The sequence below is a fragment of the Sphingobium sp. TomMM15 genome (assembly GCF_055397045.1).
In genome coordinates this window covers 843,578-863,541 of the sequence record NZ_AP027314.1, presented here as the reverse complement: position 1 = coordinate 863,541, position 19,964 = coordinate 843,578, and the positions used below count along the sequence as shown (strand labels likewise).

At 59.5% G+C, this 19,964-nt stretch carries 18 protein-coding genes and 3 tRNA genes; 13 read left to right on the top strand and 8 right to left on the bottom strand.

Going from position 1 to position 19,964, the window contains the following annotated elements:
• The first annotated feature begins 100 nt into the window (after positions 1-100).
• The gene (locus ACZ51H_RS04455) at positions 101-652 is read left to right on the top strand and encodes a hypothetical protein (protein WP_464802555.1); all 552 of its coding nucleotides are present in this window, start codon (positions 101-103) and stop codon (positions 650-652) included.
• Positions 649-1,401, top strand: a complete 753-nt coding sequence (locus tag ACZ51H_RS04450) for a hypothetical protein (protein WP_464802554.1) — start codon at positions 649-651, stop codon at positions 1,399-1,401. Before ACZ51H_RS04455 ends, ACZ51H_RS04450 begins: the two co-directional genes overlap by 4 nt.
• A 245-nt stretch (positions 1,402-1,646) precedes the next feature.
• Here the strand turns inward: ACZ51H_RS04450 and ACZ51H_RS04445 are convergent, their stop codons facing one another.
• Positions 1,647-2,105, bottom strand: coding sequence for a response regulator (locus ACZ51H_RS04445; protein ID WP_464802553.1), 459 nt, complete (start codon positions 2,103-2,105; stop codon positions 1,647-1,649).
• 161 nt (positions 2,106-2,266) lie between these two features.
• On the opposite strand from ACZ51H_RS04445, the gene ACZ51H_RS04440 reads away from it, so the two are divergent.
• Entirely contained in the window at positions 2,267-3,184 is a 918-nt protein-coding gene (locus ACZ51H_RS04440; RefSeq protein WP_464802552.1) for a pseudouridine synthase, read from the top strand.
• 59 nt (positions 3,185-3,243) lie between these two features.
• Positions 3,244-3,792 (top strand): 16S rRNA (guanine(966)-N(2))-methyltransferase RsmD, encoded by a 549-nt coding sequence (gene rsmD / locus ACZ51H_RS04435; protein ID WP_460988042.1) that lies wholly within the window; start codon positions 3,244-3,246, stop codon positions 3,790-3,792.
• A gap of 48 nt (positions 3,793-3,840) precedes the next feature.
• Here the strand turns inward: rsmD and ACZ51H_RS04430 are convergent, their stop codons facing one another.
• Positions 3,841-4,290, bottom strand: coding sequence for a globin domain-containing protein (locus ACZ51H_RS04430; RefSeq protein ID WP_449472266.1), 450 nt, complete (start codon positions 4,288-4,290; stop codon positions 3,841-3,843).
• Between the two features lie 115 nt (positions 4,291-4,405).
• Between ACZ51H_RS04430 and ACZ51H_RS04425 the strand changes: the two genes are divergently transcribed.
• Entirely contained in the window at positions 4,406-4,894 is a 489-nt protein-coding gene (locus ACZ51H_RS04425; RefSeq protein ID WP_464802551.1) for an Rrf2 family transcriptional regulator, read from the top strand.
• On the opposite strand, the gene ACZ51H_RS04420 is transcribed toward ACZ51H_RS04425, so the two are convergent.
• The gene (locus tag ACZ51H_RS04420; RefSeq protein ID WP_464802550.1) at positions 4,842-5,255 is read right to left on the bottom strand and encodes a Fe-S oxidoreductase; all 414 of its coding nucleotides are present in this window, start codon (positions 5,253-5,255) and stop codon (positions 4,842-4,844) included. The two genes, ACZ51H_RS04425 and ACZ51H_RS04420, sit on opposite strands and share 53 nt — an antisense overlap.
• Positions 5,256-5,579: 324 nt before the next feature.
• Here ACZ51H_RS04420 and ACZ51H_RS04415 point away from each other — a divergent pair, with 324 nt between their 5' ends.
• Positions 5,580-7,856 (top strand): ATP-dependent helicase, encoded by a 2,277-nt coding sequence (locus tag ACZ51H_RS04415; RefSeq protein ID WP_464802549.1) that lies wholly within the window; start codon positions 5,580-5,582, stop codon positions 7,854-7,856.
• 387 nt (positions 7,857-8,243) lie between these two features.
• Here ACZ51H_RS04415 and ACZ51H_RS04410 read toward each other — a convergent pair.
• The 3 genes from ACZ51H_RS04410 to ACZ51H_RS04400 form a co-directional block, all read right to left on the bottom strand.
• Positions 8,244-8,319, bottom strand: a tRNA-Ala gene (locus ACZ51H_RS04410).
• Positions 8,320-8,455: 136 nt separating this feature from the next.
• Positions 8,456-8,531: transfer RNA gene (locus ACZ51H_RS04405), tRNA-Ala, on the bottom strand.
• Between the two features lie 88 nt (positions 8,532-8,619).
• Positions 8,620-8,955: a TIGR02300 family protein gene (locus ACZ51H_RS04400; protein ID WP_449472261.1), complete on the bottom strand. Its 336-nt coding sequence runs from the start codon at positions 8,953-8,955 to the stop codon at positions 8,620-8,622.
• 149 nt (positions 8,956-9,104) lie between these two features.
• Between ACZ51H_RS04400 and aroA the strand changes: the two genes are divergently transcribed.
• The 7 genes from aroA to ACZ51H_RS04365 all read left to right on the top strand — a co-directional run bounded on the left by aroA (position 9,105) and on the right by ACZ51H_RS04365 (position 15,662).
• Positions 9,105-10,445: a 3-phosphoshikimate 1-carboxyvinyltransferase gene (gene aroA, locus ACZ51H_RS04395; protein ID WP_464802548.1), complete on the top strand. Its 1,341-nt coding sequence runs from the start codon at positions 9,105-9,107 to the stop codon at positions 10,443-10,445.
• On the top strand, positions 10,442-10,693 hold the full coding sequence (locus ACZ51H_RS04390; RefSeq protein WP_460988037.1) for a CBU_0592 family membrane protein: 252 nt from the start codon (positions 10,442-10,444) through the stop codon (positions 10,691-10,693). Before aroA ends, ACZ51H_RS04390 begins: the two co-directional genes overlap by 4 nt.
• Entirely contained in the window at positions 10,690-11,325 is a 636-nt protein-coding gene (cmk, locus tag ACZ51H_RS04385; RefSeq protein WP_464802547.1) for a (d)CMP kinase, read from the top strand. Before ACZ51H_RS04390 ends, cmk begins: the two co-directional genes overlap by 4 nt.
• A gap of 172 nt (positions 11,326-11,497) precedes the next feature.
• A complete protein-coding gene (gene rpsA, locus ACZ51H_RS04380) occupies positions 11,498-13,210 on the top strand; it encodes a 30S ribosomal protein S1 (protein ID WP_460988199.1) in 1,713 nt (570 codons plus the stop codon).
• A 161-nt stretch (positions 13,211-13,371) separates the two neighbouring features.
• The gene (locus tag ACZ51H_RS04375) at positions 13,372-13,659 is read left to right on the top strand and encodes an integration host factor subunit beta (protein WP_449472252.1); all 288 of its coding nucleotides are present in this window, start codon (positions 13,372-13,374) and stop codon (positions 13,657-13,659) included.
• 51 nt (positions 13,660-13,710) lie between these two features.
• A tRNA-Leu gene (locus ACZ51H_RS04370) sits at positions 13,711-13,796 on the top strand.
• A gap of 72 nt (positions 13,797-13,868) precedes the next feature.
• Positions 13,869-15,662, top strand: a complete 1,794-nt coding sequence (locus ACZ51H_RS04365; RefSeq protein WP_464802546.1) for a cation:proton antiporter domain-containing protein — start codon at positions 13,869-13,871, stop codon at positions 15,660-15,662.
• Here the strand turns inward: ACZ51H_RS04365 and ACZ51H_RS04360 are convergent.
• Both ACZ51H_RS04360 and alaS read right to left on the bottom strand, forming a co-directional pair.
• A complete protein-coding gene (locus ACZ51H_RS04360; protein ID WP_464802545.1) occupies positions 15,649-16,644 on the bottom strand; it encodes a tetratricopeptide repeat protein in 996 nt (331 codons plus the stop codon). The two genes, ACZ51H_RS04365 and ACZ51H_RS04360, sit on opposite strands and share 14 nt — an antisense overlap.
• 649 nt (positions 16,645-17,293) lie before the next feature.
• Positions 17,294-19,948 (bottom strand): alanine--tRNA ligase, encoded by a 2,655-nt coding sequence (alaS, locus tag ACZ51H_RS04355; protein WP_464802544.1) that lies wholly within the window; start codon positions 19,946-19,948, stop codon positions 17,294-17,296.
• Between the last annotated feature and the right edge of the window lie 16 nt (positions 19,949-19,964).

Sequence of the window (19,964 nt, the reverse complement as noted above, 5' to 3'; positions counted from 1 at the left end):
TAGCAGTGGCTCCGCAAGGTAGGCTGACAGCATAAGGATGAGGCCGTATGAGTCTAAAATTTTTTCAGCGAAGATCGCTTAAAATTGAGGCGCGCAGAACATGCGTATTATGATATTTTCTCTAGCGATTTTGCTATTATGTAGCAAAGCTCATGCGCAAATACCTCATATTTCTGACCAAGAGACTGTTATCGTACCAGACTTGTCAAAATCATCCGACCCCAGCGTCGTTAAGGAAGGATGGAAATATTTTGTCTTTCAACGACATGGAGTGACATTCCAAGAGGCCTACGCTGATTTTTCGGACTGCTATCGCTTCATGCAGCCTGTCGGTTGGTCGGTGGCGAATACAGATCGCTTCATTCCTTGGAATCGGGCACCAGCCAATATCCCTCGTCAACGAGCGGGATATATGCCTAACAACTATGGTGTGATCGGCAGCGTAATTCTTGGGATGGCCGAAGACGTGCTCACGCGTCGCGCCTATCAGGCAAAGATGAGAGCTTGCATGGAACCGCGTGGGTATATTCGCTATGGCGTAGCTCAGAGCATATGGACCGGAATTTCAAAGCTCCCTCCAGAACAATGGGTGGCCGTTCAGGCGAAAATCGCTTCTGGCCCCGATTTCGGCGGGGTGGTTCCCAACAAATGATCCGCAGCACATTAATTTCGCTATTTGCCAGCCTGAGCTTCGGTTCAGCAGCCACGGCACAATCTACGCAAGAAATGACCGAAATCCGGAACCAAGCTACAGTCGACATCCGCTCTGACCGCACCTATTTCCTTTTTCGCAATGACGCACCCTTTGGCCCTGCACTATTGCGGATGCCTACAGATAAAGAGATGCATCTTTACGATACTTCCCGAGATTCAACGAAAAATATCCGTAATCTGGGTATCATCGATATGGGAAAGCCATATCAAAAATCCGGAACGACAAAGACATTTCTTATAGAAGCCATGCCGGGTGACTATGTTTTATACGGATTTGGTTGGCAACAATTTCTATATACGTGCCTTTGCTTGGGTACCGTTTCTTTTGCAGGCCACGCAGGGGAGATTGTGGACCTTGGGACTCTGCTGGTCGCGGAGGCTTTTAAGCCGTCCGATATTCCAGAACTTGCTAGCGCAACGAATATGGGTCCGAGCATGAACGGATATACGGGTACCTTGGCTGCAGCAATTCGTCCCGCCAGCGCGTCGATACCTCTGCCTTCTCAATTGGCAGGTAAGACAATCGTGCCAGCAAAATTTCGCGCCACTGGAAAATTCATTGCGGAAAATGCCCTTAGCATCAATCGACTTGTTCCTATACCGGGCATTCTCGGTTACGATAGAGGTGAAGTGCTCGATCTTCAACGTAACAGCGTCGCTCCAGATCAATATTTAGTGTTCAATTGAATTCGATCCTTGAATAGCTCACCGACCATTTTGTTTCTGCGGTTCTATTGAAGAGGATCGAATGGACATCATGCAAATGCTGAGCGTCGTCTTTTGTCATCATGAGATGGTGGATGTGTCCAACCGAGATAATGGCTGGTTTTGGACGACGTGAAAGGCTTGCCGAGCGTCCGCAACTGGTCGTTAGTGACCTGTTCCCAATTGAACCTGTCATCAACCAACAGCGCATCCGCGCCGCACCAACCTCACCCCACCCGATCAAACAAATGCAACCCACGCGGCACTCGCGGCAGCTCCCCACCACGCAGCACCGCCTCAATCACCCCGATCGAAGCCAGCAGATCACGCGGCAAATAAGGTTTCGCCAGACACCCTACCGCCATCTCATGCGCATCAATCGGACAGGCGCCGCTGACGAACAGCACCGCCAGCCCCTTCCCATAGGCATGACGCGCCACATCGATACCTGTCTTGTCGCCGTGCAGGGTAATATCGGCGATCACCAGATCGACCTCATCCTGTTCAATGACGGTGATCGCATGGTCATAATCCTCGACCGTAGCGGCAACGCGGTAGCCAGCCTGTTCCAGCACATGCTCGTTGTCGAATGCGACCAAAGGCTCATCTTCCACCACCAGCACGCTGCTGATGGCCTGTGCCTGCTGCCGTGGCTTCGAGTCCCCTTTGACTAGCCCGAAAAACATTTGCCGATCCGCCCCATATGCGCCATGCACCCGATCAAACGCGCGACCCCTTAAGGGAGTTGCGGCCGATCCTGCGCACTCGGCGACAGGACGGCACTATTCGTCATTTTCCCGGCATCTCCGATATGGGAATGCCGTCGCTTCGTTAAAAGGAACCGAGCGTGGAGCCGCCGAAAAAATCAGCACCACCGCGCAGGGCAGGACCGGGCGGCCCCCGGCGCCCCACGGACGGCAAGCCCGCCGGTTCGTCGCGCCCTGCTCGTCCGCCTTTCAAGAAAAGAAACGCTGCTCCAGCCAAACCGGCAAATCCCCATCCGGCGCGCATGGCCGCTGCCGCCAGCGGAACGAACGAACCGCAACGCATCGCCAAACTGCTTGCCCGCGCCGGGGTCGCCTCGCGCCGGGAAGTGGAACGGATGATCGAAGACGGCCGGGTCACTCTCGATGGTCAACTGATCTCGACCCCGGCGACCCTGCTGACCTCGCTCAACGGCGTGGCGGTGGACGGCAACCCGGTGGCGCAACCCGCTCCCGCTCGCCTCTTCCTTTTTCACAAGCCTTCAGGCTATTTGACGACCGAGCGCGATCCGCGCGGCCGCCCCACCATCTACGACCGCTTGCCCGCCGATCTGCCGCGCGTCATGCCGATCGGCCGTCTGGACATGACCACGGAGGGCCTGCTGCTCCTTACCACCGATGGCGAATTCAAACGGCAGATGGAATTGCCCGCGACCGGCGTGCCGCGCACCTATCGCGCCCGCGCCTTTGGCGAAATCAGCCAGGCCCAGCTTGAAGACCTGTTTATGGGCATAGAGATTGACGGCATTCGCTATGGCCAGATCGAGGCCAATCTGGAACGCCGCACCGGTCGTAACCAGTGGATCGAAATGACCCTGACCGAAGGCAAGAACCGCGAAGTGCGGCGCGTTCTGGAGCATCTGGGCCTACAGGTGAGCCGCCTCATCCGCACCAGCTATGGCCCCTTCCATCTCGGCGAACTCGCGTCGGGCGCGGTGGAGGAAGTGCGCCAGCACGACCTCATCGTCTTCCGCAAGAGCTTGAAGACGCCCAAAGCCTGAAGCTAAACTCGTTCGCCCTATGCTTGTCTTAGGGCTTTCCTTCTGCACGGACGCCAATCATGAGAATCATCGCAGGCCAATGGCGCGGCCGCCCGCTGGCAGCTCCCAAGGGCGACGCCACTCGTCCTACGGCCGACCGTACGCGCGAAACACTCTTTTCCATGCTCGTGAGCCGTATCGGATCATTCGAGGGGCTGGCCGTCGGCGATTTCTTCGCGGGATCGGGCGCCTTGGGCTTTGAAGCCCTGTCCCGTGGCGCGGCTAGCTGCCTCTTCGTCGAACAGGATCAGGCGGCTCTGAATGTGATCCGCGCCAATGGCGACAAGCTCGGCATCCGGCCCGACATTCGGCAGAGTAGCGTGCTCTCACTGGGGCCAACGCCGAAACCGCTGGACCTCATTTTCATGGACCCGCCTTACAATAGCGGTGCAGGCGTCGTAGCTCTCGACAAGTTGAGCCGTCTGGGCTGGACCGGCCCCGCGACCTGGATCAGCATCGAAACCGATCGCCGCGAAGATGTGGAGGTCAAGGGTTTTGTCGTGGACGCAACCCGAGACGTGGGCAAGGCGCGCATTACTCTGTTAAGAGCGATTCCCTCTCCCCTTTAGGGGAGAGGGCTAGGGAGAGGGGAACCCCCCAAGCTCCCCACCCATCAATCAAGCCGCTTCAGCATCCTCATAAGCCTGCGCTTCCTTGCCAATCAGTATCTCGGCCAAGAACCAATAGGCCTTGCCCCACGCTTCCAACACAGCGTCCGTGGCAACTTCCGCGCCCAGAACATCGCGGATCGCGGGCAGCAGCGCTTCGGCAACCTTGGGATAATGTTCGGCCTTCACGCCGGTTTCGATGTGCCGCTGCACCATGCGCTCGACCGCGCCGGTCAAAGCCTGCAACTTGTCGATATTCTCGGCATAACCCAGGATGGCCGCAGCCAGACGCTTGGGCTGCTCGCCGCTGTCCTGGGCCGCCTGATCGAACATGTCCTTGATCGACGCATCCTGGAACAGGCGCGCATACATGGCGGTCGTGATCTCCACCCCATGGCTCCGCAGCGCGGGAGCGGTTGCTTTGACGATCGCGATGGTTTCAGCGCTGAGCTGGCTCATATATGCACCCCTTTGAAATAAAGACTCGGTAAAGACGCCTTTACGGTACATCTTTAAACATGTAAACGATCTACATGTTTGATCTGCAAACCCCGTTCAATTAACGCATTCCCTCATGCAATTGACCCGCCACACCGACTACGCCCTGCGCGTCCTCATCCATCTGGCCGTCACGCCAACAGGCCGCGCAACCATCCCCGAGGTCGCCGACGCCTACGCTCTTTCGCGCAATCATTTGATGAAAGTCGTCCACCACCTCGGCCAAGGCGGGTTCATCCTAACCCAGCGCGGCAGAGGCGGCGGCTTCACGCTGGCCCATGCTCCTGAAGCAATCAGGCTGGGCGATGTGGTCCGTCACACTGAAACGGACATGAACCTGGCGGACTGCGCAGGCTGCGGCCTCCGCGCCGCTTGTGGCCTGTCGGGCATTTTGAAGGCCGCAACTACAGCTTTTCTGGCAGTGCTCGACCAGCACAGCCTGGCGGACGCCGCCAAAGACAGAACCGGGCTGGCGGCGCTTATTGCCGCCCTGCCCGCTTCTGTCTCTCCGGTCAGCGATGCCTGCGCGCCATCTTCTTCGAACGCGGCGCCTCGCCTGGATTGATGCAGCTATCCTGTACCGTGCGACTGCATAGCGGATAGTCCTTACCGCCTGCGGGCGGAGGGGTCATGTTGCCGCCAACGGTCACCGGATTAGCCGCACTGCCCACAGGCGCGGCAGGGTCCTTGGGCATCCCCGGCGTTGCGGGCATCATGCCGGTGTCAGCTGGAACCTCTCCTGTCGGCTGACCAGCATTGGGATCTGCCGCTGTTGCAGGGCTCGCAGGCGTAGCCGCATCCGTCGGCATGCTATCAGTGGCTGGGGGTTGGGCCGTATTGTCCGGCACACCCTGAGCGATCGCAATGCCAGTAGCGCCGGTGGTAAAAGCCAGCATGGCGGCACCCGCAAGCATGATCGATTTCATGGGTAATCCTTTCCTGTTCATCACCCCGTTCTGCCTCTTGGCGGGTAGAGAACCAGATCGGTGACGCACGCGTTCCGATATCGGCGACGAACTGTGGCTCTGCTGCTATCAGGCGAATGATCATTGTCTTTCAGCAAAGCGCCCATCCCTCACTGAAACCGCTTGGCCTTGACCTAACGACACGACGAGAGGCCGAGGGGATATCGTAAGGTGAACACAGTGGCCTTCGCCCTTGCATGATTCCTCTTTTGTTCTCATAGATTGCCATCAATCGCACGCGACCAAGCCCTTGCTCCCTCTATCCCTGCTCCCTAGTTGTTGACCATGACCCTCCCTGCTCCCTCGCCTGATGATCCGCCCTATCTTCAGGGCCTCAATGAGCCTCAACGGGAAGCCGTCCTCACTGCCGAGGGGCCGGTTCTTGTTTTGGCGGGTGCCGGAACGGGCAAGACGGCTGCGCTGACCGCACGACTGGCGCATCTCATCGCTACGCGCCGCGCCTATCCGTCGGAAATCCTGGCGGTCACCTTCACCAACAAGGCCGCGCGCGAAATGCGCGAGCGTGTCGGACGTATGATCGGTCCGGCCGTGGAAGGCATGCCGTGGCTCGGCACATTTCATGCCATCGCTGCCAAAATGCTTCGCAGACATGCTGAATTGGTCGGCTTGCAATCCAACTTCACCATTCTTGATACAGACGATCAGCTTCGGCTAATGAAGCAGCTGATCCAGGCTGAAGGGATTGATGAAAAGCGCTGGCCTGCGCGGCAGCTGGGTGGCTTGATCGATCAGTGGAAGAATAAGGGGCTGACGCCTGACGAAATCAGCGCCGGAGATAGCGAATCTTACGGGAATGGGCGCGGGCAGAAATTATATGCTGCCTATCAGGCCCGCCTTCGCGATGTAAATGCCTGCGACTTCGGCGACTTGCTGCTCCATGTGCTCACCATATTGAAGCGCCACCGGGATGTGCTCGAAAGCTATCAGCAGCGGTTCCGCTATATCATGGTGGACGAGTATCAGGACACCAACAGCAGCCAGTATCTCTGGCTCCGTCTGCTCGCTCAGCAGCGAAAGAATATTTGCTGCGTGGGTGATGACGACCAATCCATCTATTCGTGGCGGGGCGCGGAAGTCGCCAACATCCTCCGATTTGAAAAGGACTTCCCGGGCGCCAAGATTGTCCGCCTGGAGCAGAATTACCGATCCACGCCTCACATCCTGGGCGCCGCCTCCGGTGTGATCGCCGAAAACGGCAACAGGCTAGGCAAGACGCTGTGGACCGACATCGACATCGGTGAAAAAGTCCGCGTCATCGGCGTTTGGGACGGGCCAGAAGAGGCTCGCCGCGTCGGCGACGAAATCGAGGCGATCGAGCGCTCGGGTCGATCGTTGGAAGAGGTGGCCATCCTTGTCCGCGCGCAGCACCAGACCCGCGAATTTGAAGATCGATTCATTCAGATCGGCCTTGCATATAGGATCGTAGGCGGCTTCCGCTTCTATGAGCGGGCCGAAATACGCGACGCGCTTGCCTATCTTCGCCTCGTCAACCAACCGGCCGACGACCTGGCATTTGAGCGGATCGTTAATGTTCCCAAGCGCGGTTTAGGTGACAAGGCCGTGGAGAAGCTCCACCGCCTCGCTCGGGCCGAGGCCATACCCTTGGCGCTCGCGGCTGCACGAATTCTCGATACCGACGAAATGACTCCGCAAGCGCGCCGCAGCCTTGGCGCCTTCATCGGGGATTTGGCTCGCTGGCGCGACCGCGCGACCCAGCTTCCCCATGCCGAACTCGCGCGCCAAATACTGGATGAAAGCGGCTACACGGCCATGCTTCAGGCAGAACGCACAGCCGAAAGCGCAGGCCGCCTCGAAAACCTGAATGAACTTACTCGCGCGATGGAGGAATATGAAACGCTGGGCGCGTTCCTCGAACATGTGTCGCTAGTCATGGACAATGATGCGCAGGCCGAGGAACGGAAGGTCACGATCATGACCATCCATGCGGCAAAAGGGCTCGAATTCGACACCGTCTTCCTGGCGGGCTGGGAAGAAGGTATTTTTCCTTCTCAACGAGCGTTGGACGAAGGCGGTCTCAACAGCCTGGAGGAGGAACGTCGGCTCGCCTATGTGGCGATTACTCGCGCCAGGAAGCTGTGCGTCATCCTTCATGCGGCGAACCGGAGAATATATGGCCAGTGGACCAGTTCCATCCCGTCACGGTTCGTAGGCGAGTTACCTCCGGAACATGTCGAGGAGGAAAGCAGCATGGCGGGCGGCGCATCCCTATGGCGGGCCAATTGGTCCGAGCGCGCCGATCCCTTCTCCAACGTACAACGAGGCAGCGGGCGTGGCCCAGGCTGGCAGCGGGCGCAACAAAGTGGCCAATTCTCCCGCGAACCCGTACGGATCGTGGAAGCTCGCGCCTCGGCGGTATCCCTCGGCAACAAGGGTCGAGATGATATGCACCTGGGGTTGCGCGTATTTCACCAGAAATTTGGTTACGGCACGATTGCGGAGATCGAGGGCAACAAACTCGAGATCGATTTTGAAACGGCTGGCCGTAAGCGCGTGATGGATAGCTTCGTGCAGCCAGCTTGAACTTGACCAAGTCAGTTTCCGTGCGGGTCATGCGCGTCAACCATCCGCTTGGGCAGAGTTTTTAAAATATCTCGTCGTTTTGCAGGAGTAGCGCCACTATCCCTGCGCCCTCCGCCTCCACCACTGGTCGAAGCACGATGGTCGAGGGCCATATAGCATGATCGTGAGAGCGGAGGAAACGCTCGCAGGCTTGGAGCAAACGTCGCCGATCTTCTGTCGCTCGCAATGATATGGGTCTCCTCCACCATCACTTCCTCGCTGCCTAACGGAGATTGGCATATTGGAATGTGGTGTACGTCGATGCCGGAGAGTTATGCCAACTGGCGGGTCGTCGCGCGGAGAAGCATTTGCTGACGACTAACGGCAGTCTATCGCGACAAGGAAGATTGGTGGAGCCTAGCGGGATCGAACCGCTGACCTCCTGCATGCCATGCAGGCGCTCTCCCAGCTGAGCTAAGGCCCCATCGTTGCGCGGCATAATACCGCATCCCAATGGATTGGGCCATGTCCGGCATGGAGCCGTCGGCCGATATAGGATGCCAAGCACCCGCTTGATAGCTTCCGGGCTATACAGGTGAGGCTTGGACCGTCCGGAAAACTGGTGGAGCCTAGCGGGATCGAACCGCTGACCTCCTGCATGCCATGCAGGCGCTCTCCCAGCTGAGCTAAGGCCCCGTTACCAGTGTCAGCGCCGCTTGGGTCCGGCGCTTCGGAGGTCGCTGCCATTAGGAGGCAGCAACTTCCTTGGCAAGCACAAAATTACTTAATTGTCGTCGTCGCCGTCGTCGGCGGCGGCATCCACGCCGAGGTCGTCGTCACCGCCCAGGTCAACGTCATTGTCCGGCGAATCGCCATCATCATCGACATCCAGATCAAGATCCAGATCGTCATCTGCCGTCTCCAGCTCCCCGTCGGCGGTTTCGATAACCTTCTTCGGCGCTTCCTCGTACGGCAGCGGCTGCTTCGACTTCAGGACCGGTTCGGGTTCCCAAGCGGTGTTGCAGTTGATGCAGGAGACCGGGTCGTCCTTGCCCAGGTCATAGAAGCGCGTGGCGCATTTCGGGCAGGTACGCTTCGTGCCCCATTCAGCCTTGACCATGTCCGGCCTTGTCCTTCTTACGAGTGCTTCAACGAATATCACGCGGCGCGACCATGTCGCCCGCGAAGCGACGGGCGCCTTGCCATAGCGGAACCGCGCTGTCAAAAGCCGGGCGCAATTTTTCAGTTTCCTGACAAACGGATTGACCCGTGACCACTTCTTCCGATCAGCCTGCTCCCATGACCTTCTCCAGTGCTCCTCCCCTTGCGGGCAGTGTAAGGGTGCCGGGGGATAAGAGCATTTCGCATCGTTCACTCATGCTCTCTGCACTGGCGGTTGGGGAAAGCCGCGTCGAAGGTCTGTTGGAAGGAGAGGATGTGCTGGCCACTGCCGCCGCAATGCGTGCAATGGGCGCGCAGATCCAACGAGACGATGATGGCATCTGGCACATTCGGGGCGTGGGCGTGGGCGGATTGCTGCAACCCCAAACAGCTTTGGACATGGGCAACAGTGGCACGTCGACCCGCCTACTCATGGGCCTGGTCGCAAGTCATGGCATCACCGCGACTTTCATCGGAGACGCATCGCTGAGCAAGCGCCCGATGCAGCGCGTCACCGAACCGCTGTCCCATATGGGCGCCAGCTTCACCACCAGCCCCGGACACCGGTTGCCGCTCACCATGCGGGGCGCCTGTCCGGCCGTGGCGCTTGATTATCGCCTTACGGTAGCATCAGCGCAGGTAAAGTCCGCGATCTTGTTGGCGGGTCTGAACACCCCCGGCATCACGCGCGTCGTCGAGCCGGTTCCGACTCGCGATCACAGCGAGCGGATGCTCAAGGGCTTTGGTGCTGACCTGGACGTAGAGATCGATGCTGATGGAACACGGACCATCACATTAAAAGGCGAGGCCGAACTTCATCCCCAAGCCATCACCGTTCCCGGCGACCCCTCGTCGGCAGCCTTCCTCATGGTCGCCGCGCTGCTTGTCCCCGGCTCAAAGATTACCATTGAAAATGTCGGCCTGAATGCCACTCGGGCAGGATTGATCGATCTGCTGCGCGAGATGGGGGGCGACATCGTCATCGAGAACCCGCGCGAGGTCGGCGGGGAGCCAGTGGGAGACATCGTCGTCACGGCCTCCCGCCTGACGGGCATCGAACCAGACCCCGCCCGCGCGCCCTCCATGATCGATGAATATCCGGTCGCCTTCATCGCGGCCGCCCTTGCCGAAGGGCGCAGCACCTTCCGAGGCCTTGAAGAATTGCGGGTCAAGGAATCTGATCGCATCGCCACCATGGCAGCGGGCCTTCGCGCCATCGGCGTGAGAGTGGACGAACTGGAAGACGGCATCGTCATTGAGGGAAGCGGAGGTACGCTCCTGCCCGGCGGCGGCCCCATCGCGACGAAGCTGGATCATCGTATCGCCATGAGCTTTGCGGTGGCCGGTCTTGTGTCCAAAAGCGGTGTCACCATCGATGACATGCGCCCGGTCGCGACCAGCTTCCCCGGCTTTACCGCCCTCTTGCAAACGCTCGGCGCGATAGCGTGAATTTCGATTTCCCCAACGTGGTAGGCCTGGTTGGCAGCGGCCTCATGGTTATTGCTTACGCCTACAGCAATATGGCGAAGGTGCTGAACTTCACGCTCTTCAACTTTCTCAACCTGATCGGTTCGTTGCTGCTGATCTACTCACTGACGGTTCATTTCAATGTCGCATCGATGGCACTGGAGGTCGTCTGGGCCTTTATAGCCGTCATTGGCCTCGCCAAGACGTTGCGGAAAGGCAAAGCAGAATGATCATCGCCGTCGACGGTCCCGCAGCATCGGGCAAAGGTACGATTGCGAAGGCGCTCGGACGCCATTACGGCTTGCCTGTGCTGGACACCGGTCTGCTCTATCGTGCGGTTGGGCTTGCTGTGCTAAAAGCCGGAGGCGATCCGGACCACGAAGCCGATGCGGTTTCCGCTTGCGATTTTGACGATGCAGTCCTGTGCGACCCTGCGCTGCGGAGCGAAGCCGTCGGCTCACTCGCTTCCCGCGTTTCCGTCCACCCGAGCGTTCGCCAGGCGCTCGTCCAGCGACAGCGCGATTTTGCGACCCGACCGGGTGGCGCAATACTGGACGGCCGCGATATCGGGACGGTGATCGCACCGGATGCGGATGCGAAGGTCTTTGTCACGGCGAGCGTTCACGTGCGCGCCGAGCGACGCTATGATGACGCGCTTTCCCATGGTGGACACCCGGACATGGATAGCTTGATCGCGGATATTCAGGCACGCGACACTCGCGACATGAGCCGCGATCATGCGCCGTTGCGAATGGCTGATGGCGCAGACTTGCTCGACACCAGTAATTTGACTATAGACGCCGCCGTCCAGCAGGCGATTGCTCTGGTGGACGCCCAGTTGGAACGTCGGCAACAGGCCTGACGCGATGACGGCGCTTGGGATTCCCAGGCGCCCTTTTCGCTTATCCAAAGAGCGTCTCACCCGACATGGCCGAACGGATGTTCGCGCGGCGATCCGGCCGTGCGGACGGTTTGGCCTCAAAGACCACCGGATACAACCGGTAGGCCAGCAATGACGAGTGAAGGACTTAAACATGGCCTCTACGGCATTCCCCTCGCGCGACGATTTCGCCGCGCTTCTCAATGATTCTCTCGGTGGCGAGGACGGCGGCTTCGAAGGTCGCGTCGTAAAGGGCACCGTTACCGGCATCGAAAACGACATGGCGCTGATCGACGTCGGCCTGAAGTCGGAAGGCCGCGTGCCGCTGCGCGAATTCGCTGCGCCGGGCCAGAAGGCTGATCTGAAGGTCGGCGACGAAGTCGAAGTCTATGTCGATCGCGTCGAAAACGCCCATGGCGAAGCCATGCTGTCACGCGACCGCGCTCGCCGCGAAGCCGCCTGGGACAAGCTGGAATCCGAATTCACCGAAAATGCCCGCGTCGAAGGCGTCATCTTCGGCCGCGTCAAGGGCGGCTTCACCGTCGACCTCGACGGCGCCGTGGCGTTCCTCCCCGGTTCGCAGGTCGACATTCGCCCCGTGCGCGATGTAACCCCGCTGATGGACATTCCGCAGCCTTTCCAGATCCTGAAGATGGATCGCCGCCGCGGCAACATCGTCGTGTCACGCCGTGCCATCCTGGAAGAAACCCGCGCCGAACAGCGCAGTGGCCTTATCCAGACGCTGGCCGAAGGTCAGATCATCGAAGGCGTCGTTAAGAACATCACCGATTATGGTGCGTTCGTTGACCTGGGCGGCATCGATGGCCTGCTGCACGTCACCGACCTCAGCTACAAGCGCATCAACCACCCCAACGAGATGATCAACATCGGCGATACCGTCCGCGTTCAGATCATCCGCATCAATCGCGACACCCAGCGCATCAGCCTTGGCATGAAGCAGTTGGAAAGCGATCCGTGGGAAGGCGCCGCTGCCAAGTATCCGATCGGCGCCAAGCTTTCGGGCCGCGTCACGAACATCACCGAATATGGTGCATTTGTCGAGCTGGAGCCGGGCATCGAAGGTCTGGTTCACGTTTCGGAAATGTCGTGGACCAAGAAGAACGTTCACCCCGGCAAGATCGTTTCGACCAGCCAGGAAGTCGAAGTTCTGGTTCTGGAAGTCGATCCCGAAAAGCGTCGTATCTCGCTCGGCCTCAAGCAGGCCCAGAACAACCCCTGGGACAGCTTTGCCGAACGTCACCCGATCGGTTCGACCGTCGAAGGCGAAGTCAAGAATGCAACCGAATTCGGCCTGTTCATCGGCCTGGACGGCGACGTCGACGGCATGGTTCACATGTCGGACATCGCATGGGGCATTTCGGGCGAAGACGCGCTGGCTCTGCACCGCAAGGGTGAGTCGGTTCAGGCCGTCGTTCTCGACATCGACGTCGAGAAGGAGCGCATCAGCCTTGGCATGAAGCAGCTTGAGCGTGGCGGCCCGGCCGCTGGCGGCACCACCGCCGCTGCAGCCGGCCTCAACAAGAACCAGACGATCACCGTCACGGTTCTGGAAGTTCGCGACGGCGGTCTGGAAGTCCAGGCTGGCGACGACGGCGCAACCGGCTTCATCAAGCGCAGCGACCTCGGCCGCGACCGCGACGAACAGCGTTCGGAGCGCTTCCAGATCGGTCAGAAGTTCGACGCACTGGTTACCGGCTTCGATCGGGCCAAGAAGCCGACCTTCTCGATCAAGGCTCTGCAGATTGCAGAAGAGAAGCAGGCAGTCGCTCAATATGGTTCGTCCGACAGCGGTGCATCGCTCGGCGACATCTTGGGCGAAGCGCTGAAGGCCAAGAACGAAGGCTAATCCCTTCGGATATAACTAAAGTAATAGGCCCGTCGGAACTTCTTCCGGCGGGCTTTTTATATCCCAAAATGAGAAAACAACTACCGACATTGGATAATTGTCATGTGGGTAGGGACTCACTATGACCAAACTGGGAACCAGAAGGGGGAGCTGGAGGACCAATGATACGCTCGGAATTAATTCAGACTCTGGCAGAGGAAAATCCAGACCTTGGCCTTCAAGAGGTCGAGAGGATTGTAGACCTCTTCTTCAAGGAGATTGTTGACCGCCTGTCGGGTGGCGGCCGGGTAGAATTGCGCGGTTTCGGCGCCTTTACCACTCGTGCGCGAGACGCGCGGACGGGGCGCAATCCGCGTACGGGGGAACAGGTCCCTGTCTCGGCCAAGCGGGTGCCCTACTTCAAGCCGGGCAAGGAAATGCGCGAACGGCTGAACAGCAAGACTCAGTGAACTCCAGCACATCTTGACCTACGCGTTCGGAAAGGTCAGTGGGAGCGCCACGCGGACGTGGCGAAATCGGTAGACGCAGCGGACTTAAAATCCGCCTCCCCCTGGGAATGCGGGTTCAAGTCCCGCCGTCCGCACCAGGGGTGTCACGCATCGGACGTGAATTTGCCGCAAGGCTGGATATTCTGCCGCGCTTACCGCAATGATGGCGTATGGCCGGTGCAATCAATCCACAAAGTTTCAGCGATTCCCTCGTCATCTTGGGGGCCGCCGGGCTGGTGATCCCCGGCTTCGCACGCTTGAGGATCAGTCCCGTCATTGGCTTCATTCTGGTCGGGCTAGCTGTCGGCCCATCGGGCCTTGGCGCGCTGGTCGCCGAATATCCGTGGCTTTATCATGTCACCATCTCAAACAGAGGAGCGATTGAACCATTCGCTGAGCTTGGTGTCATATTACTTCTCTTCTCGATCGGGCTTGAGCTCAGCTTTCGGCGCCTCTGGACAATGCGCGCCCAAGTGTTCGGGGTCGGTGCCGCCGAACTAATCGGCGGCGCGTCGCTGATTGCTTTGGGCCTCTACTTTCTGGGACAGCCGACCGCAGGGGCTGTCGGATTGGGTCTTGCCCTGGCCCTTTCCTCGACGGCCGTGGTGCTCCCTATGGTCGGCACGCAAAGCGCCGTGGGCCGGGCCGCCTTCGCGATGCTATTGTTTGAGGATCTGGCGCTGGTCCCCATAATATTCATGCTCGGCGCCCTCGCGCCGTCAGTAGCCTCCAGTCCTGACGGTGCCTGGGGCGAGCTCGCTGATACGTTGCTGAAAGGCGGCATCACGATCGCGGTGATGCTCGTTCTTGGCCGCATTTTCCTGTCACATATCTTCAGCCAGGCCGCGCGGACCAAAAGCCCTGAAGTGTTTCTTGCAGCCAGTCTGCTAGTGGTCATCGTTTCGAGCATCGCGACTTCGCTCGCAGGCCTTTCGCCAATCGTCGGCGCACTGCTGGCAGGCCTACTTATCGCAGAGACCGAATATCATGGTGAGGTCGAAGTGATGACGGCGCCCTTCAAGGGGCTGGCGCTTGGTGTGTTCCTTATCACTGTGGGTATGAGCCTGGATGTCCGGGTGATCCTGGCGAACTGGCCTAGCCTTGTTCTTGCGGTTGTCGGGGTTGTCCTGGTCAAAACACTGGTCACCGCCGCGCTCCTCTATTTTTCGGGCGCGCGAAAGGGTGTGGCTCTGGAAGTTGGCGTGCTGATGGCCAGTCCTTCTGAAACGACCCTGATCGTGCTTTCGACAGCAGCAGCGGCCAAGCTCATCCTCCCGTCGACCGCCGCCTTTTGGCAGATCGTCACGGCCATCGGCCTGACGATCACGCCACTTCTCGCACGTATCGGTCATGACATCGCGCGCAGGCTGGAAATGGCGCTGGGCGAAGAAGCGCCAGACCTACAGCAAGAAAGCACCGAGGCGGCGGCTGTCGTAATCGGGTTCGGGCGCGTCGGGCGAATGGTGTGCGATCTGCTTCGCCTCCACAACCAGCGTTTCACCGTTGTCGAATCCGACCCCGACGTGGTGGCGGAGGGGCGTCGTGGCGGCTACCCGATCCTCTTCGGGGACGTGGCGCGCGTCGAAATGCTCGACAAGCTCCGTTTGGGCCATGCGCGAGCGTTGATCCTTACCATGGATGATCCCGTGCTTTCGGTGCGTGTCACGAAACGGGTGCGTGGATGGGTGCCGGATTTGCCGATCATCGCCCGTGCGCGCGATACTGATCATGCGGCACAGCTCTACCAGGCGGGCGCAAGCGATGCGGTTCCCGAGACGCTTGAAAGCTCGTTACAACTCGCAGAAACGGCGCTCATCGACCTGGGCGTGGCGATGGGGCCGGTTATTGCCTCGATCCATCAAACGCGTGAGGACTTGCGCATGGGCATTAAAGATGCGGCGCAGATGGATACCGCTCCTAAACTGAGGCGACTCCGCCCTGACGAGGTGCCTAAGGTCCAATAGCTACGGCATTGTCAGGCCCCGTACCCGACATGCCGCTCCCATCCCAGTTCGGTTCCTTGTCCATCTGTTCCAATACTGTGCTTGCGGTCTCAGCAAGGTTGCCGCCATGGGGGTTATAGGCCACGGGCAGTAAATTGCGTCGCGCCTCTTTGCGGTCACCGATACGCAATTGCTGCATCGCCAGAGTCATACGCAGGCCGAGATCAAAGGGCGCCAGTTCCGACGCGCGCTCCAGTCCTTGAAGCGCGAGCGAAGATGGCGTTTTCCCCTGCGGGGCGAAGCTGTCATAATAATAGAAGAGCGGCAGTGGATGGTCATTTTCTATGCGATTTAGTGCAATGAAAGTGGCGCGCGCTTGCTTATAGCCCTCGTCCTGATCCGGGGCATCTGGCGCCATGCGATAAAGGGACAGCCCCTTCTGGACATAGGCGTTGACCTGCTTCGGGTCGTTAGCCAGGGCAGCATCTGCTGCGGCGATCGCTTCCTTATCGTTCCCAGCGTCGTGTTCGGCCTCCGCCAACGCGGATAGGACCGCTGGATCTTTCGGGAAGCGCGAAGCTATGGCGCGCGCGTCCGCCAGAACGGCCTTGGCCCCTTCATCGTCGACGCCGCGCCTGGAACGAATGATGACCGGCATCATTGCGTTTACTCCCGCACTTACTCCTTGCACGACAACGGGGCCGGTTTTGATCATGCTGGCTGGCAGCTTAAGCATGGTCATGCGGGATTTGAGGAGATAGCGGTCTAACTCGTGTTCGAGCTGGCCGAAATCTCCAAACGCTTCGATCGCAGCAGACCGTGGGTCCTTACCCTGGGACATAAGGGTGAGGTAGCGTGAAAGCTGGCCTTTCCTGTCAGGGCTGAAAGTCAGATAATGATAAAGCAGCCAGCTCTTGCCGTAGAACGCATCATACCCCTTGCCTCGGCGCTTTTCATAGGCGGCGGGATCAAGCAGATCGTTCGCGGTCACGTCGATCGCCATATAAAGCTCATAGGCGCGATGCTGCGCGGGCCGCCCGAGTTCGACCCCGCCATCATTGGGAAAAGCGGCTGACGAAAAGAACTCCGCCGCACCTTCCGACATCCAGCGCGGCATCGGGAAGTTGCTCGATCCGATCAGAAAATAATGTGCATATTCATGGAGCGGCGTGATCATCGACGTGTCGATTTGACCGTGCGTCGCTCTGACCCGGGGAACGATCGCGACCGATCCTCCAGCACGGGGTATATAAAATCCGCCTATATATTGCGAATTGGCCCCATATAGCTTTCGGACCTGGGCTTCACTGCTCACCACATAGATAGTGAGGCGATTGGAGGGGCTAGGACGGAGGTTCGGCGTTCCCGTGATCGCCGCCATGGCCGCATGGTAGCTTTCAAGCTGCTGTGAGAAGAGACGAGCGTCCGTTGCCCGAGCTTCGGCATAAACAACGAAATGGTCGCTCGAAGCTTCCAGCCATTCAGCACGCGCCATTGCCGGTGCCAGCAGTAAACAGATAGCAACAAGAAACCGCATGATCCCCCCGATCATTGTCTCTCATCAGATTAGCGGTGATGAGAGCAGAAACAAGGTGGCGAAAGCGCAGCTTAAGCATCGCCTCCTTGTCGGCGGTCTTCGAATCCTGGAATTTTTACGCCGGGACGCTGGCCAAGGCCGCCTTGACCGCGTCTATCGCGGCCCCCGCCTTTTCTGCTTCCGGTCCACCGCCCTGAGCCATGTCCGGACGGCCGCCGCCGCCCTTCCCGCCTAGCGCTTCCACGCCCGCACGGACAAGATCGACGGCGCTGATCGTACCGGTGAGGTCATCCGTCACGCCTACCGCGATGCTGACGCGACCGTCCACCACGGCGAGCACGGCGGACACGCCGCTGCCCAGCGCGGCCTTGTTCTGGTCAACGATCCCGCGCAGTTCCTTGGGATCAAGCCCTTCGATGACTTGGCCGATGAAGTCGATCTGGCCAACCTTCTCAGGGCCAGCTGCCTGAGCGCCGCTGCCCCCGCCGAGGGCCAGAGCCTTCTTCGCTTCGGCCAATTCACGTTCGAGCTTACGGCTCTGTTCCACCAGAGCGGCGATGCGCGCGGGCACCTCTTCAGCGGTGGTCTTGAGCGCGGCGGCAGACTGACGCAACCGATCTTCGCGGTCGGTCAACCACAGGCGGGCCGCTTCTCCAGTCAGTGCCTCAATGCGGCGGACTCCCGAAGATACCGCGCTTTCCGAAATGATCTTGAAAATCGCAATGTCACCCGTCGCGCGGACGTGGGTGCCACCACACAACTCAACCGAATAGCTGTTCGCGTCACCCTTACCCATGGAAAGAACGCGGACCTCGTCGCCATATTTTTCGCCGAACAGAGCCATAGCGCCCGCCGCGATAGCGTCATCGGGCGTCATGAGGCGCGTCGTGACGCTCTCATTGTGGCGGACCTGTTCGTTCACCAGGCTTTCAATCGAGGCGATCTGACCGTGGGTCAGCGCTTCGGGATGCGAGAAGTCGAAGCGGAGACGATCGGGCGCCACGAGGCTCCCCTTCTGCGTCACATGAGCGCCCAGAGTGTTCCGGAGCGCGGCATGGAGCAGGTGGGTAGCGCTATGATTCGCCCGGATGCGATCGCGGCGGTCGGTGTCGACGGTGAGATGCACCGTATCGCCAACCTTGATGCTGCCCGTCCCAATTTTTGCCCGATGCGCGTGCAGTCGACCAAGTGGCTTTGCGGTATCTTCTACATCAGCCACCAGACCGGACAGCGACGTAATCGTGCCAGCGTCGCCCATCTGGCCGCCGCTTTCGCCGTAGAATGGCGTCTGATTTGTGACGATCGTAACCGTATCACCGGCCGATGCACTGTCGAAGTTCACACCGTCCTTGACGATCGCCAGCACCTCGCCCTCGCCCTCGGTCGAGCTGTAGCCGATGAACTCGGTATTGCCCGTCCTTTCGGCGATGTCGAACCAAATTTCGTCCGATGCCTTTTCACCCGAGCCCTTCCATGCGGCGCGAGCGGCGGCTTTCTGCTCGGCCATCGCGGCGTCGAAGCCTTCGCGATCAACGCCCAGGCCGCGGGACCGCAGCGCGTCTTCGGTCAGGTCATAGGGGAAGCCAAAGGTGTCATAGAGCTTGAACGCGGTTTCGCCCGGCAACGTGCCGCCTTCGGAAAGATCGACCGTCGCTTCGTCGAGCAGTTTGAGGCCCTTTTCCAACGTCTGGCGGAAGCGGGTTTCCTCACGCAGCAGCGTTTCCTCGATCAGCGGCTGAGCGCGGACCAGTTCCTGATAGGCACCGCCCATTTCGGAGACAAGGCTAGGCACCAGACGGTGCATCAACGGATCCTTCGCGCCGATGATGTGGGCGTGGCGCATGGCGCGGCGCATGATGCGACGAAGGACATAGCCGCGGCCTTCGTTCGCGGGCAGCACGCCGTCCGCGATCAGGAAACTGGTGGAGCGAAGATGGTCCGCGATGACGCGGTGGCTGGCCTGATGCTCGCCATCGATGGCGGTCTTGGTCAGCGCGCCCGATTCCTCGATCAGCGCCTTGAACGTGTCGGTGTCGTAATTGTTATGGACGCCTTGCAGTACAGCGGCGATGCGCTCCAGACCCATGCCGGTGTCTATGCTGGGCTTGGGCAATTCGCCGACGATCTCGTTCGCTTCCTGCTCATATTGCATGAAGACGAGGTTCCAAATCTCGACGAAGCGATCACCATCCTCTTCCGGCGATCCCGGAGGGCCGCCCCATATATGATCGCCATGGTCGTAGAAGATTTCCGAACAGGGACCGCAGGGGCCACTGTCGCCCATGGCCCAGAAATTATCCTTGGTCGGAATGCGGATGATCTTATGCTCAGGAAGCCCGGCGATCTTCTTCCACAGGTCGAAGGCTTCGTCGTCGGTATGATAGACAGTCGCGGTCAGCTTTTCCGCCGGGATGCCCCATTCTTTGGTCAACAGGGTCCAGGCGTGAGTGATCGCCTGTTCCTTGAAATAATCGCCGAAGCTGAAATTGCCCAGCATTTCAAAGAAGGTATGGTGGCGCGCGGTATAGCCGACATTGTCGAGATCGTTGTGCTTACCGCCTGCACGAACTGACTTCTGGCTGCTGGTCGCGGTTTTGTAGGGCCGTGATTCCAGGCCCGTAAAGACATTCTTGAACGGCACCATGCCCGCGTTGACAAACATCAGCGTCGGGTCGTTATGCGGCACCAGAGGCGCTGAAGGAACGATGGTGTGGCCGTTCGCCCCGAAATAGTCGAGGAAGGAGCGGCGAATGTCGTTGGTCGATGTCATGCGCGCGATTTAGTGG